12 protein-coding genes are annotated in these 14,684 nt (G+C 72.1%); all 12 read right to left on the bottom strand.

The window, feature by feature from the left end:
• Positions 1–51: 51 nt before the first annotated feature.
• Positions 52–861: a GntR family transcriptional regulator gene (locus tag ACKI2N_RS24535; protein ID WP_420997380.1), complete on the bottom strand. Its 810-nt coding sequence runs from the start codon at positions 859–861 to the stop codon at positions 52–54.
• Entirely contained in the window at positions 858–2,669 is a 1,812-nt protein-coding gene (locus ACKI2N_RS24530) for an acyclic terpene utilization AtuA family protein (RefSeq protein ID WP_420997378.1), read from the bottom strand. The genes ACKI2N_RS24535 and ACKI2N_RS24530 overlap by 4 nt, the downstream gene beginning before the upstream one ends.
• A 35-nt stretch (positions 2,670–2,704) precedes the next feature.
• Entirely contained in the window at positions 2,705–3,922 is a 1,218-nt protein-coding gene (locus ACKI2N_RS24525) for a CaiB/BaiF CoA transferase family protein (protein WP_420997376.1), read from the bottom strand.
• A 354-nt stretch (positions 3,923–4,276) separates the two neighbouring features.
• On the bottom strand, positions 4,277–5,071 hold the full coding sequence (locus tag ACKI2N_RS24520) for an ABC transporter permease (RefSeq protein ID WP_420997434.1): 795 nt from the start codon (positions 5,069–5,071) through the stop codon (positions 4,277–4,279).
• 2 nt (positions 5,072–5,073) lie between these two features.
• Positions 5,074–6,264, bottom strand: coding sequence for an ABC transporter substrate-binding protein (locus ACKI2N_RS24515; RefSeq protein ID WP_420997374.1), 1,191 nt, complete (start codon positions 6,262–6,264; stop codon positions 5,074–5,076).
• Positions 6,265–6,364: 100 nt separating this feature from the next.
• Positions 6,365–7,207: an ABC transporter ATP-binding protein gene (locus tag ACKI2N_RS24510; protein ID WP_420997373.1), complete on the bottom strand. Its 843-nt coding sequence runs from the start codon at positions 7,205–7,207 to the stop codon at positions 6,365–6,367.
• Positions 7,204–8,322, bottom strand: coding sequence for an acyl-CoA dehydrogenase family protein (locus ACKI2N_RS24505; protein WP_420997371.1), 1,119 nt, complete (start codon positions 8,320–8,322; stop codon positions 7,204–7,206). The genes ACKI2N_RS24510 and ACKI2N_RS24505 overlap by 4 nt, the downstream gene beginning before the upstream one ends.
• A gap of 30 nt (positions 8,323–8,352) precedes the next feature.
• Positions 8,353–8,913 carry a carboxymuconolactone decarboxylase family protein gene (locus ACKI2N_RS24500; RefSeq protein WP_420997370.1) on the bottom strand — a complete coding sequence of 187 codons (561 nt, stop codon included), beginning with the start codon at positions 8,911–8,913 and terminating at the stop codon, positions 8,353–8,355.
• A 178-nt stretch (positions 8,914–9,091) separates the two neighbouring features.
• The gene (locus ACKI2N_RS24495; RefSeq protein ID WP_420997368.1) at positions 9,092–10,027 is read right to left on the bottom strand and encodes a cupin domain-containing protein; all 936 of its coding nucleotides are present in this window, start codon (positions 10,025–10,027) and stop codon (positions 9,092–9,094) included.
• Positions 10,028–10,234: 207 nt separating this feature from the next.
• The gene (locus tag ACKI2N_RS24490) at positions 10,235–11,464 is read right to left on the bottom strand and encodes an acyl-CoA dehydrogenase family protein (protein WP_420997366.1); all 1,230 of its coding nucleotides are present in this window, start codon (positions 11,462–11,464) and stop codon (positions 10,235–10,237) included.
• A 103-nt stretch (positions 11,465–11,567) separates the two neighbouring features.
• A complete protein-coding gene (locus ACKI2N_RS24485) occupies positions 11,568–12,926 on the bottom strand; it encodes an NtaA/DmoA family FMN-dependent monooxygenase (protein ID WP_420997364.1) in 1,359 nt (452 codons plus the stop codon).
• 41 nt (positions 12,927–12,967) lie between these two features.
• Positions 12,968–14,677 carry a dipeptide ABC transporter ATP-binding protein gene (locus ACKI2N_RS24480; RefSeq protein WP_420997363.1) on the bottom strand — a complete coding sequence of 570 codons (1,710 nt, stop codon included), beginning with the start codon at positions 14,675–14,677 and terminating at the stop codon, positions 12,968–12,970.
• Positions 14,678–14,684 lie beyond the last annotated feature (7 nt).

Below are 14,684 nucleotides of genomic sequence, written 5' to 3'. Positions count from 1 at the left end.
TGCGGCATCTGTTGGCGTTGCCTGCCGTGCCCGCGCTGGCTACCGTGCCTGTCAGCTGCGGCTGTCGGGCACGGCCAGCGCCGGATAGCGCTCGGTGAGCCGGGCCGGGAATTCCACGTCGAGGATGAAGCGGTCGCCGCGATACCAGAAGCAGCCGGCCGTGAGCACGTTGCCGTCGACGTCGAGCGTGGTGCGCACGATCTTGGCGATGGGCGCGGCAAAGCCGCAGGCCAGTTCGCGCGCGAGCGCGTAGTCGGCCGGTTCCACCGTCATGCTCTGGTGCAGCATGCCGAGGCGCTCGCCCACGGCCTCGCGCAGCAGGCGGGCGATCTTGCGGTGCTTCTCGGCGCCGCGCGGGAAGCGGTTGAAGACGGCGGAGGCCACGTACAGCTCGATCAGGCAGAACGGCTCGCCGTCGTGCAGGTGCAGCTTGCGCAGCAGCACGTACTGGTCGAGCGGCTTGCCGCGCGTGGGCAGGCCATCGGGCAGGCGCACGTCCTTGTGCTTTTCCAGGATGCGGATTTCCAGCTCGCTGCCGCCGACCAGTTCGTCGTTGATGACGGAGCGCATGCCTTCGCTGGGGCCGGGCGGCTGGCCGGTCACGTGCGTGCCGCGCCCGCGCTGGCTGCTGACCAGGCCTTCCTCGGCCAGCACGGCGAAGGCCTGGCGCACCGTGACGCGGGCAATGCCATAACTTTGCGCGAGCTGCTCCACGGTGGGCAGCTGGTGGCCCAGCGGCCATTCGCCGCAGACGATGCGATGGCGCAGCACGCTGGCCAGCTGGCGGTAGCGCGCCACGCCGCCGCCGTCCTCGGGCAGTTGCGCCGGCGGCGGCGCCGGCTGTGGCGCGGCCCGGGTCATGGCAGCAGGCCGCGCGGCACGCGCACGGGCATGGCCAGCAGGATCTGCGCCATGCCCTTGCCGAGCGGGTCGTTGCGCAGCGAGGCCATGCCGCCGCCGTCGAGCGCTTGCTCGCAGACCAGGTTGACGGCGTGGATGCCGGGCAGGTCATGGCGCGCGACGGGGCCTTTCACCAGATGGCCGAGCCATTGCGCCACGCGCTCCGGGGTGGCGCCCGCGCGCAGCCACGGCAGGTATTCGGGCCGGCGCGCCATCAGGCCGATGTTGGAGATATCGCCCTTGTCGCCGCTGCGGCCGTAGGCCAGGCGGATCAGCGGGACTTGCTCGAAGTCGGCGGCGCCCGGCGGCGCATCGGGAGCCGGCGCGGGCGCGGGCGCCGGCGCGGGCGCGGGAGCAGCGGCGGCAGGCACCGCCGCGGGCATCGCCACCGGGCGGTGCTCGCCGTCGATCAGCACGGTGGGCGACAGCTTGTCCTTTTCCAGCAGGAAGGCGTACTGCCGGATCGACGGCGAGGGGCTGGGCCGGCCGCCGCCCGAGCCGGTGGTGCCGGGCGACCAGCTGGTGCCGGCCGCGGAGATCTCGCGCGCGAACAGTTCGAGTGCGGCTTTTTCCGGGTGCATCACGGCCAGCCGCATGATGGCCTCGCGCGTGTGGCGCGTTTGCGCGTGGGGGCCGTAGCACGACTCGGCGCCCAGCACTTCGACGTGCGTGCGGCTGTAATCGCCGAAGCCGTGCGCGGCGAACAGCGCGCGCGTGCGCGCGAGGATGGCCTGCGCGGTGCGTTCGGCCTTGGCCACCGCGTCGAAGCCCACGATGGAGAGCTGCGCGTTGCAGCGAAAGCCGTCGACATAGGTGGCCGAGACCTTGTAGCGGTCGCCCGGCGCGCGCCCGCGCGCGCCTTTGACTTCGACCAGGTCCGGGCCGGCCTGCGCCAGCGTCACGGCGGTGAAGTCGCAGGTCACGTCGGGCAGCAGGTAGGCGGCGGGGTCGCCGATCTCGTAGAGGATCTGCTCGCCCACCGTGGCGGTACTGACCAGCCCGCCGGTGCCGGGCGGCTTGCCCACCAGGAAGCTGCCGTCGGCGCGGCACGCCACCACCGGGTAGCCGATATTGGGCCAGTCCGGCACGCTTTCCCAGTCGGTATGCAGGCCGCCGGTGGCCTGGCAGCCGCACTCGATGATGTGGCCGGCCAGGCTGCCCTGCGCCAGCAGGTCGTAGTCGCCGGGCTGCCAGCCGAACTCGTGCATCAGCACGCCAAGCGTGACCGCGCTGTCCACGCAGCGGCCGGTGATGACGATCTGCGCGCCCGCGTCGAGCGCCTGCCGGATCGGCAGCGCGCCGAGGTAGGCGTTGGCGCTGACCAGCTTGTCCGGCAGTGGCCGGCCCTTCTGCATGTCCTGCACGCCGGACTCGCGCAGCGCGGGCAGCAGCGGCATGACGTCGTCGCCCTCCACCACGGCGATGCGCACGTCCACGCCCTGCTCCGCGGCGATCGCGGCCAGCGCCTGCGCGCAGCCTTTCGGGTTGATGCCGCCGGCATTGCTGACCACGCGGATGTTGCGCTGCGCGATTTCCTTGAGCAGGCTTTTCATCGTCACGGTGACGAAGTCGGTGGCGTAGCCCAGTTCCGGCTTGCGCAGGCGCGCGGCGGCCAGCACCGACATGGTCAGCTCGGCCAGGTAGTCGAATACCAGGTAATCGATCTCGCCATGGCGCACCAGCTGCGGCGCGCCCACGCTGCTGTCGCCCCAGAAGCCGGAAGCGCCGCCGATGCGCACGGCGCGGCCGGCCTTTGTCCTTGCATCCATTTCGCCTGTCTCCTTTGTCGTGTTTTGCATTGCGCTCAGGCCCCGGCCGGCCCGCGCGTGCTGCCGGCGGCCATCATGCGGTCGATCCGCGCCTCGTCGTAGCCGGCCTCGCGCAGCACCTCGCGGCTGTGCTCGCCCAGCGCGGGCGCGTGGCGCCGGCTGGTGGGCGGCGTGCCCGACCATTCGCTCGGCACGGCCATCTCGCGGATGCGGCCCACGGCGGGGTGCTCGCTCTCGCGGAAGAAGCCGATGTCGCCCAGGTGCGGGTCGTCGAGCAGCGACTCGAAGGTATGCATGGGGAATACCGGGATGTCGGCCTCCTTGAGCAATTCGCGCCACTCGGCGGTGGTGCGCGTGGCCATCTCGTCGCTGACCATGCCGTACAGCTCGGTGATGTGCGCGGTGCGCGTGGCGATGGTGGCGAAGCGCGGGTCGGTGTCGAACAGGTCCGGCTTGCCGATGGCCTTGAGGAAGGTGCGCCAGTGGCGGTCGTGATAGATCAGGCAGCAGACGTGGCCGTCGCGCGTCTTGTACGGCCGCCGCTGCGGCGACAGCAGGCGCGGGTAGCCGAAGCCGCCGCGCGCCGGCACGAAGGTCTCGCCGTAGAGGTGGTCGCCCAGCACGTAGGGCACCATGGTCTCGAACATGGGCACGTCCACGCGCTGGCCGCGGCCGGTGCGCGCCTGCGCGTACAGCGCGGCGCAGATCACGCCGAACGCGTACAGCCCCACCGAGCGGTCGGCGATGGTGATGGGCAGGTAGCGCGGGATGTCGCCGCTGCCCATCGCCACTGCCTGGGGCAGCCCGCTGGCAGCCTGGATCAGGTCGTCGAAGGCGGCCTGCGGCGCGTAGCGCCCGCGCTGCGAGAAGCCGAACATGCCGACGTAGACCAGGCGCGGGTTGAGCGCGGCCAGCGTCTCGTAGTCCAGCCCCAGGCGCTGCATGGCCTGCGGCCTGACGTTGTAGGCCAGCACGTCGGCGTCCTTGACCAGCCGCAGCAGCGCTTCGCGCCCGTCGGGGCTTTTCAGGTCCAGCACCACGCTGCGCTTGTTGCGGTTCAGGCCGAGGTAGAGCGGGCCCATCTTCTGGTCGCCGGCCGGGCCGATGCCGCGCGTGACGTCGCCCTCGGGCGGCTCCACCTTGATCACGTCGGCACCCAGGTCGCCCAGCATCTGGGTGGCCGACGGGCCCATGAACACGGCGGTGATGTCCACCACCTTGACGCCGCTCAGGGCGCCCGCGGTCATCTCCATTGTCTCGCTCCGGTCGTTGCTTTAGTTCTATTAATGGAACTATAGGCGAATAAACCTGGAGCGGACAAGAAATGGAACCGCGGCGAACGCCGGACACGATGCTTGACAGGCCCGCCGGCCCTGTGCAGCGCGCCGTTTTTTTGGGTCGCGTTATCCACAATTACTGTGGATAACAGCCCCTTCGGAACCCGCAAACCCGCTTGCCGACGCCAAACCGTTCGGACTGCCTAATGTTTCAGCAAATTGACGATTCAATGTCATGGCCAAGACAGCGCGGGCCAGTCCGGGGGCGCCGCGCGCCGGCCGCGTCACGCCCGCCGGCGGCTTCCGGGGGCCCGCCGCCGCCAGCGCGCCCTATGCCGGCGCCCACCAGCGCTGCAGCCAGCGCGCGCCGCTGTCGAGCAGGAAACCCAGCAGCCCGATCACCAGCACCGTGGCCAGCAGCTCGGAGTAGGCGAGCCGGTCGCGCGTGTCGAGGATGAAGTACCCCAGCCCCGCGTTGACGCCCAGCATCTCCGCCGGCACCAGCACGATCCACACGATGCCGATCGACAGCCGCAGCCCCGTCAGCACGTTGCCGACCACGCCCGGCAGCACCACGCGCGTCAGCAGCTCCCAGCGCGTGGCGGCCAGGCTGCGGGCCAGCATGACCCAGCGCGGGTCGAGCTGGCGCACGCCGGCGGCGGTGTTGAGCAAGATCGGCCAGACCCCGGCGAAGGCCAGCAGGAACAGCACCGGCCGGTCGCCCACGCCCAGCACCATCACCACCACCGGCATCCACGACAGCGGCGAGATCATGCGCAGGAACTGGAAGGCCGGCGACAGCGCGGCATCCACCCGCCGCGCCGCGCCCACCAGCAGCCCCAGCGGCACGCCGGCGGCCAGCGCCATGGCCAGGCCCAGCAGCACGCGCCGCAGGCTCACCAGCACATGCTGGGCGAAGTCCGGCTGGCGCAGCAGTTCCGCCGCGCTGGCGAGCGTGGCGGCCGGCGCGAAGCGCGCGGCCAGCCCCTGCGCCTGCCCCGCGCCGGTGGCCGCCCACCACAGCGCCAGCAGCACCGCCAGCCCGGCCAGGCCCAGCCACGAGCGCGCCGCCAGCGCGCGCACCGCGCCGGTTGCGGGCCCGGCATCGCTGGCAGTCTGTCTCACTCTCACGCTGCAATCTCCTCCTGCCGCGTGAAGCCGTCGGCAAAACCGAAGGCCTTGAGCCCGCCCACCTCGGCCAGGCTGCGCCGCACGAAGCGGTCGTCCACCAGCTCGCGCGCGGCGCGCTGCGGATCGAGCCCGGCCAGGAACGCGCTGTTGCCTTCGATCAGCGTGCCCTTGAGGCGGCGCACCAGTTCCTCGGTATAGCTGGGATAGGGATAGGGCTGGAAATCGATGCGCTTGTCGTGCCAGTCGGCATGACGGATGGCGCCGCTGGCCAGGTAGCGGCCGCGCTCGCCGGCGTCCGGCGCCAGCACGCGGCGCAGCGCGTCCAGCGTGTGCGGCGTGTAGCGGTTGGCGCCGTCCCGGGACAGCAGCGCGGCGGCCTCGGCGCGGTTGTCCTGGGTCCAGCGCTGCGCCTTGACGATGGCGTTGACCACCTTTTGCGACCACGCCGGGCGCCGCTCCAGGTCCTGCTCGTGCATGAACACCACGCAGCAGGCATGGTTGCGCCACACGTCGCCGGTGAAGCGCAGGATCTTGCCGATCTTCATGGCCTCGGCGGCGGCGTTGAACGGCTCGGCCACGATATAGCCCTCGATCTGGCGCGCCGCCAGCGCGGGCGGCATGTCGGACGGCGCCATCACCACCAGGTTGACCTCGTTGGGCGCCAGCGCGCCGCTCTTGCGGCTCACCGGCACCAGGCCGTCCTTCTTCAGCAGGGTCTGCAGCACCACGTTGTGGATGGAATACCAGAACGGGATGGCCACCGTCTTGCCGCCCAGGTCGGCCAGCTTGTCGACCTGCGGCGCCACCGTGAGCCCGGAGCCGCCCACGTGGTTCCAGGCCACCACCTTGGCCGGCACCTGGCTGCCGAAGCGCGCCCACACCGTCATCGGCGACAGCAGGTGCACCACGTTGACCTGGCCCGAGATGAAGGCTTCCACCAGTTGCGCCCAGCTGCGCAGCAGCGTGGGCTTGTCGGCCTGGATGCCTTCCTTGTCGAAGTAGCCGTTGTTGTGCGCCACCAGCAGCGGCGTGGCATCGGTGATCGGCAGGTAGCCGATGCGCACCGGCGCATCGGGCTCGCTGGCCGCGCGGGCGTTCAGCGCGTTGAGCAGCGGCAGCGCGCCGCCGGCGGTAAAGAGCGCGGAGAGCTTGAGCAGCTCGCGCCGCGACATGGGAACCTGGCACATCGTAGACCTCGTCTGGGTTCGTCTGGCTAGTTGCTTGGCTAGTTGCTTGGCTGGTTGCTTGGCTGGTTGCGTGGATTGCTTCGTGTCATGAGGCGCGGCCTCAGACCGCGATGGTCCGGGGGTGCGGCGCCGCCGATGGCGATGCCTCCGTGTGCTGCGTGCCGCCGGCGCGCAGCAGCGCGCGCAGCGCCCGCACGATCTCCACGCGCAATGCGCCCAGCGCCTCCACCTGGGCTTCGCGCGGATGCGGCAGCGCGATGCGCCACTCGCGCGCCACGCCGGCCGGCTCGCCGGGCGCGGCGCCGAGCAGCACGATGCGGTCGGACAGCAGCAGCGCTTCGTCGATGTCGTGGGTGATCAGCAGCGTGGCCGGGCCGTACTCGCGCACGATGCGCAGCAGCAGGGCCTGCATGTCGGCGCGCGTGATCTCGTCGAGCGCGCCGAAGGGCTCGTCGAGCAGCAGCGCCAGCGGCTGGCGCGCCAGGCAGCGCGCCAGCGCCACGCGCTGCGCCATGCCGCCCGACAGCTGCGCGGGAAACAGGTGATGCGCATGGCCCAGGCCCACGGCCGCCAGCGTGCGCGCCACGCGCTCGTGCCGTTCGGCGCGCCCGAGCGCCGGCTGGCGCCGGAAATCGAGGCCGAAGCCCACGTTGTGCGCCACTGACAGCCACGGCAGCAGGCAGGCATCCTGGAACGCCACGGCAATGCGCGGATGCGGCGCGTCCAGCAGCTCGCCCTGCATGCGCACCGTGCCGTGCGTGGCCGGCTGCAGGCCCGCCAGCAGCCGCAGCACGCTGGACTTGCCGGCGCCGCTGGGGCCGATCACGGACACCACTTCGCCGGGCGCCAGGCTCAGGTCCACCGCGCGCAGCACGGCGCGGGCCGCGGCGCCGCTGCCGTAGGCCAGGGCCAGGCCCCGCGCTTCGAGCAGCGCGCCGCTCATGCGGCCGCCTGGCCGGATTGCGCCGCCTGCCGCGCCAGCTCGGTCTTCAGTTGCACCAGGCTGGGCGTGACGATGGGCAGGAAGGCCGCCTCGCGCCAGCGCCGGGCAAAACCGTCGGTGCGCCCGTGCAGGTAGCCGGCGCCGCCGCGCGCCTGCAGCTCCAGCTGCACCGCCGCCATCGCCAGCTCCACCAGCCGGATGCGCAGGCCGAACAGCGCGCGCGGCGCGGCCAGGAAATCGCCGCGCTCCAGGCCGTCGTGCAGCGCGCGGGCGGCGCCGGCCAGTTCGGCGGCGAGCGCGTCGCGTTCGCCGTCCAGCACCGAGCGGCCGCCGTCGGGCCGGCCCTGCGCCGCCGCGATGGCGCGCCGGGCCAGCCCGATGGCCAGGCCGCACTGCAGGCCCAGGAAGGCCGGCCGCACGCGCGGCAGGAACTGGTGCGCGTCCTCATGCAGCAGCCAGCCGGCGTCCAGCGCCACGCCGTCGAAACGCACCGACGCGGTATAGCTGCTGCGCAGCCCGATCAGGTCGAGGTCCGCGCTGCGCAGCACGCCGGGCAGGCCGGAGGGAATCGCGTAGACGCCGGCATGCCCGGCCGTGTCGGCGGCCGCCACCGCCACGGCGAAGCCCGCCGGATGCAGGTTGGTAGCCCACGGCACCACGCCGCCGACCAGCCAGCCGGCGTGCGTGTCGCCATCCTGCGCGCGCGCCTCCACGCTGACCTGCAGCGCCTCGATGCCGCCGAGGAATTTCATGGCGTTGGACAGCCCGGTGGCGCCGGCCAGGCTGCCGTCGAGCAGCGCCGGCAGCAGCCGTGCGGCCAGCGCGCGGTTGGGGGTGTGCAGCACGTACTCGATGAAGGCGCGCTGCCCCCACAGCACGAACGCCGCCGTCTGCGAGTATCCGGCCACCGCCGCCACCGCCTCGACCGCATCCGTGGTCGTGCCGCCGCTGCCGCCCTGCGCCTGCGGCACGCCGATGCGGAACAGTCCGGCCTGGGCCAGGCGCGGCAGCACGCCGGCCGGATCGGCGGCGCCGCTGTCCAGCCCGTCGGCATGAGCGGCCAGCCACTGCGCGAGATCGGCCGGCAGCGCGCCGGCGGATGGGGAAGAAGTCATCGGGCGTTCCTGTGGGAAATCCAGCGGAAATCAGGCCGCGCGGGGCGTCCAGCGATACGCGTCCAGCTCGGGGTTCAGCGGCGTCTGCGCCAGGCTGTTGCCGAAGTTGCACAGCGTGGCCAGGCTCACGCCCAGCACCACGTCCAGCGATTGCGCGGCCGTGAAACCGGCGGCGACGAAGGCGTCGAACTCGTCCTGCGGCACCGCGCCGCGCGTGCGGATGACGGCCCGGGTAAAGGCGGCCAGCGCCTCGAGGCGAGCCTCCGGCAAGGTGGCCTGGGCGCGCAGCGCCTCCACGGTGGCGCCGTCGATCCTGGCCTTCTTGACGGCGATGGCGGTATGGCCCGCCACGCAGAAGCCGCAGCCGTGCGTGGTGGCGGCGGTGATCTGCACGACCTCGCGCTCGGCCAGCGTCAGCGAGCTGCGGCTGTTGATCTCCGACACGGTCAGGTAGGCCTCGAGCGCCGCGGGTGCGTTGGACAGCGCGGCGATCAGGTTGGGCAGGTAGCCATTGCTGGCGATGGCGCGCGCCACGAACGGGCGGCTGGCTTCGGGGGCGGTCTCGGCGGATTGCAGCGGAATGCGGCTCATGGCGTCACATGGAAAGGGGTGGAACACCGGCCCATTGTGCGGCGCGCCGCCGCCGGCGGCCATGCGCGAGCGTCGCGATTCCCTGCTGATTCGTCTGAGTTTGCGCCCGGGCGCGCCGCCGCGGCCCGCGCGCGCCCTCCGCGTAGTCCGCGCCCTCCGCGTAGTCCGCGCGGCGCGGCTACGACAGCGACAGCCGCTGCCCCTGCCGCCGCATCGCCCCCGGCTGCACGCCGGTGGCCTTCTTGAAGGCCCGCGCAAAGGCCGCTTCCGAGCGGTAGCCCACGCGCTCGGCCGCCTGCGCGATGCTGCAGCGCCCGCCCAGCAACTGCTCGGCGACCTTCATGCGCAGCAACAGCAGGAACGCGGCCGGCGACTGCCCGCTGGCTTCGGCAAAGCGCTTGCAGAAAGTGGCGCGCGACATGTGCGCCAGCGCCGCCATGGCCTCCACCGTCCACGTGCGCTCGGGATGCCGGATCAGCGCCAGCATCAGCCCCGAGAATTCGGCGCTGCGCAGCAGGGGCCACAGGCCCTTCGCCACGTCGTCGCGCGCGGCCAGGTGGCGTACCACGTAGAAGAACAGCAGGTCGACCAGCCGCGCGATCAGCGGCGACGGCTCGCTGCCGCCGCGGCGCGCTTCGGCCACGATCAGGCCGAACAGCGCATGCGTGCCCGCCAGGTCGCCGTCGCCCTCGCCGTCGCGCGCGCGCAGTACCAGGTAGTCGGGAAACGGCGCCAGCAGCGCCTCGCTCAGGCCGGGACGGAAGTCGAAGAAACCGCAGGCCAGGCCGGTGGCCGACTGCGCGGGCGGGATGTCCACATCCAGCGGCAGCATCGCGCTGTCCGCCAGGCAGGCCTGCGGCTCGGCGTGGGGACCCAGGTGATGCGGGACGTCGCGCAGGAAGAACACCGCGTCGCCGGGCTGCAGCCGCGCCGGCGCCGCCGCGCCGGGCAGGTGCAGCCAGCATTCGCCATGCAGCACCACGTGGAAGCCCGCGCGCAGGCGCCCGGCCACCGAAGCGCGCCAGGTGCCGCAATACTGCCCGAGGTGAAACAGGGTGGTCTCGAGTTCCAGGCTGCTCAGAACCCAGTGGACCACGCGATCCGTGTGGTTCATGGCGTGCAACGACGTGCGCCGCGCCGGGAGACGCGGCCAATGTTGCGGACATTAGCGCAGCCGGCGGAAGGCGCGGAAGGAAAAAATCGGCATTTGCTTATGCAAAAAACAGCACCGGGCGCGCCGCGCACGCCGGGCGCTCCCGCCATGTGGCGCGGGTTGCCCACGCGCCCGTCTTCCCTTCCCTCTCCTTCCTCCCTGCGCGCCTCAGGCTGCCTTGGCGCCGACCGACCAGTAGAAGGTGGGCGCGGTGCCGTTGATGGCATGGTCGCCGAGCACGCGCGCCTTGTAGATCACGGGATTGTGCGAGGCCAGGGTGCGCGCGTTGCGCCAGTGGCGGTCCAGCCGCCGGTCTTCCAGCAGCGCCGAGGCGCCGCCCACGTCGAACAGGCGCGTGGCGGCATGCAGGACGGCCGGCACCACGCTCACCTGCGCCTGGGCGGTCTCCAGCTCGACCTGGTTCAGCAGGTCCACGGGCAGGCGGCCGTCGCGCACGCGGATGCGGTCGGCCTCGCCCAGCGTGCGGGCCACGGCCCGCACCGCGGCGGTGGCGGCAAACGCCGCGGCCGAGAGCTCGCCCACCACCTGCTGCACCAGCGGATCGTCCGCCGGCACCGCCCCCGCGCCATGGCTGAAGACGCGCTTGCGCGGGCGGACGAACGCCACCGCGTCGCGCACGATGGCGCGGGCGATGCCGGCCAGCGTGGCGAGGTGGGTCAGCTGGAACACCGCGGTCATGGGCGTGGGCACGGCGCGCGAGTACGAGAACACCTGGTCGTCCTCCACCCGCACGTTGTCGAAGCGCGTGGTGCCCGAGGCGCTGAGCCGCTGGCCGAAGCCCGCCCAGTCGTCCAGGCACGTCACCCCGCCGGCGCGGGCGGACACCACCACGAAGGTCTGGTGGTTCTCGGGCACCGGCCCTTCCCGGCTCGCGGTGACCTGGATCCAGTCGGCATAGAGCGTGCCGGTGCTGTAGAACTTTTCGCCGTCCAGGCGCCAGGCGCCATCGTGGCGGCGCAGGGTGGTGCCCAGCTTGCCCAGCGCATGGTCGCCGCGCTCGGTGGTGGCGTTGCCGAAGATGGCGCCCTCGGCGATCTTGCGCAGCCATGGCGCGTGGCGCGACGGATCGACCTCGGCATAGAGCCGTTCGACGAAGCCGAAATGCGAGCGCAGCGCCTGCGGCAGGTTGGAATCGGCCTCGCCCAGCTCGATCAGCAGGTCGAACAGTTGCTCGACGGACGCGCCCAGGCCGCCGTGGACCACGGGCACGCGCAGCGCGCCGAAGCCCGCCTCGCGCAGCCAGCCGATGGCGTCGTGCGCGAGTTCGCGTTCGTGGTCGCGGCGCGCCGAATCGACGGCGATGCGGTCGAAGACCGGGCGGAAACGGGCGGACAAACGGGCGGACAGTTCCGCATAGGTAGGAGTGGTGTCAGGCATTGGGGGACCTTGCTTGGAAAAGACCTGCCGCGAAGCGGGAAGCGGGAAGCGAAAAGTGGGAAGCGAAAAGCGGGACAGGAGATACGTACGGCATCCGGCGTGCTCAGGCCCACGGGCGCAGGCGGCGCGCCGCGTGGGTGTCGGGAAGATGGGCGGCGCGGCCGAACAGCTTCTGCCGCAGCGTGCCTTCGGCGTAGTGCTGCTGCATGAGGCCGCGCCGGCGCAGCACCGGGACCACGGCGTCGGCGAATTCGCCGAACCACTCGGGCGTGACGACCGGGATCAGGTTGAAGCCGTCCACCCCCGCCTCGACCCAGTTCGCGATGGTGTCGGCGATCTGCTCGGGGGTGCCGGCCACGGCCTTGTTCAGCCGCTGGCGCATCACGTCGCCGAAGCGGGCGCGCTTGTCCGGCGCGGCGTCGATGACCGCACGTATGCCGCCCTGCATGTACTCGGTCCTCACTTCGTCGAGCGGCGTGTCGGGATCGATCGCGGACAGGTCGAAGCCGATGGTGCCCGAGGCATGCGCCAGGTAGCCGGGCTCGCTGCGCCAGTGGAGGAATTCCTCGTAGCGGACCCGCGCCTCGGCCTCGGTGCTGCCGATGACAGGATGGATGCTCACCAGGTACTTGAGGTCGCCGGGCGCGCGGCCCTGCCCGGCCAGCCGGCGGTTCAGGTCGGCGATGTCCGCGCGCGCCGCGGCCGGCGTGATGGCGGGCAGGAAGGTCAGTTCGGCGTGGCGCGCGGCAAAGCCGCGGCCCGCGGGCGAGGCGCCGGCCTGCGCCAGCAGCGGCGTGCGCTGGGGCGAGGGCTGCGGCAGGTGCGGCCCTTCCACGCGGTAGCGCGGCCCCTCGTGGTTGATGGCGTGGATGCGGGCCGGGTCGGCATAGATGCCGGCGGCCACGTCGGCCGCCACGGCATCGTCCTGCCAGCTCGCTTCCCATAGCTTGTAGACCACCTCGGCATATTCCTCGGCCCAGGCGTAGCGCTCGTCATGGCTGGCCAGCGCCGGCTGGCCGAAGTTGCGCGCCGCGTTGTCCAGGTAGCTGGTGACGATGTTCCACCCCACCCTGCCGTCGGTCAGGTGATCGAGCGTGGAGAGCTTGCGCGCGAACGAGAACGGATGCTCCTGCAGGATGGAGCTGGTGACGATGAAGCCAAGGTGCTCCGTCACGTATCCCAGCGCCGACACCAGGCTGGCCGGGTCGTTCGACGGGAACTGCATGCCCTCGCGCGCGGCGGTCGCCCAGCCTTGCCGGTAGGTGTCGTAGACCCCGACCGTATCGGCCAGGAAGATGGTGTCCAGCCCGGCGCGCTCGGCGGTCCGGGCCAGCTTCACCCAGGGATCGAGCCGCGAGAAATTCCGCTGCGACTGCGCTTCGGGCCGGCGCCATTGCCCGTGCGTCTGGTGCGACGGCGTGACATGCGTGAACGCGTTGTAGATGATCTTCCGGCCTGCCATGTTCGTGTTTCCCTTCACGTCTTTCGCGTCCTTCGCGTCTTTCATGCCGCGGCCGGACGCCTGCCTGCGCCGCCGGTGGACCTGTGCAGCGGCAATACCGCCTCCAGCAGCCGGCGCGTGACCGGGTGCCGCGTGTGTTCGTGCAGCGCGCCGGCGTCGAAGGTCTCCACGATGGCACCGCGCTCCATCACCGCCACCCGGTCGCACAGCGACTCGATGACCGCGAGGTCGTGGCCGATGAACAGAAAGGTCAGGTTCAGCTCCGCGCGCAGATGGCGCAGCAGGTCCAGCACCTGGGCCTGGATCGACACGTCCAGCGCCGAGGTGGGCTCGTCCAGGATCACGAACTCCGGCCGCGTGGCCAGCGCGCGCGCGATGCCGATGCGCTGGCGCTGGCCGCCGGAGAATTCGTGCGGATAGCGCTCCAGGTGCGCCGCGGCCAGGCCCACGCGCTCCAGCGCCTGCACCGCGAGGTCACGCGCGGCGCGCGCGTTGGCGGCAACCTCCAGCCGCGTCAGCGCGTCGGCCAGTTGCGCGCCGACCTGGCGCCGCGGGTTCAGCGAGGCGCCGCTGTCCTGGAACACGAACTGCACGCGCCGGCGGAACGCCTTCAGGGCCGGGCCCTGCAGCCGCGTCACGTCGACGCCGTGCGCGCGGATGGTGCCGCCGGACGGATCGATCAGCCGCGCGGCCAGGCGGGCGAGCGTGGACTTGCCGGAGCCGGACTCGCCGATCAGCCCCAGGATCTCGCCGCGCCTGACGCGCAGGTCGGTGGGCCGCACCGCCGCGACCTCGGTCCCCTTGCCCCAGAAGCCGCCGCCCAGGCGGAAATTGCGCGACACCTGCTCGAGCACCAGCACCGCGCCGGCATCGCGCGCATCGGCCGGGGCGCCGGCGGCGGGCGGCTGCGCCGGCGCGAGCGGGGTCACGGGCGCCGCGGCCAGTTGCCGCTGCGCGCGCCGGATCTCGGCGGAGTCGGGCACGGCCCGCACCAGCGCGGCGGTATAGGGATGCGCGGGCGCGTCCAGCACATCGCGGGTGGGGCCCTGCTCGACCACGGCGCCGGCGCGCATCACGGCCACCCGGTCGCTCAGGTACGACACCACGCCGAAATCGTGCGTGATGACGAGCAGCGCCGTGCCCTCCTCGCGGTTGATGTCGCGCAGCAGGTCCAGGATCTGCTTCTGGATGGTGGGGTCGAGCGCCGTGGTCGGCTCGTCGGCAATCAGGAGTTTCGGGCGCCCCATGACGGCCATCGCGATCATCACGCGCTGGCGCATGCCGCCCGACAGCTCGTGCGGATAGGCGCGCAGCACGCGCTGCACGTCGCGGATGCCCACGCGCCCGAGCCACGCCGCGGCTTCGCCGCGCGCCGTCGGCGCATCCAGCCCGAGCCGGAAACGCAAGCCTTCGGTCATCTGCTCGCCGACCCGGAACGACGGATCGAGCGAGCTCAGCGAGTTCTGGAAGATGATGCCGATGCCCGCCCCGCGCACGCCGTTCAGCGCGGACTCGGGCAGGCCGAGCAGTTCGCGCCCCTCGAATCTCACCGAGCCGCGCGCGCGGCTGCCGCGCTCCGGCAGCAGCCCCAGGATGGCGGCCGCGGTCACGCTCTTGCCCGAGCCCGATTCGCCGACCACCGCCAGCACCTCGCCGGCGCCGATGTCCAGGTCGATGCCGTGGATCACGCGCTGCGGGCCGCCGGCGCCGTCGAACTCGACTTCGAGATGTCTGATGGATAGTAGGTTCATCGCCTTG

Origin of the sequence: Cupriavidus sp. 30B13 (genome assembly GCF_049059565.2) — a bacterium.
Taxonomy (GTDB): Bacteria; Pseudomonadota; Gammaproteobacteria; order Burkholderiales; family Burkholderiaceae; genus Cupriavidus.
The sequence above is the reverse complement of the archived record's forward strand: the minus strand, read 5'-3'. Positions and strand labels throughout refer to the sequence as shown.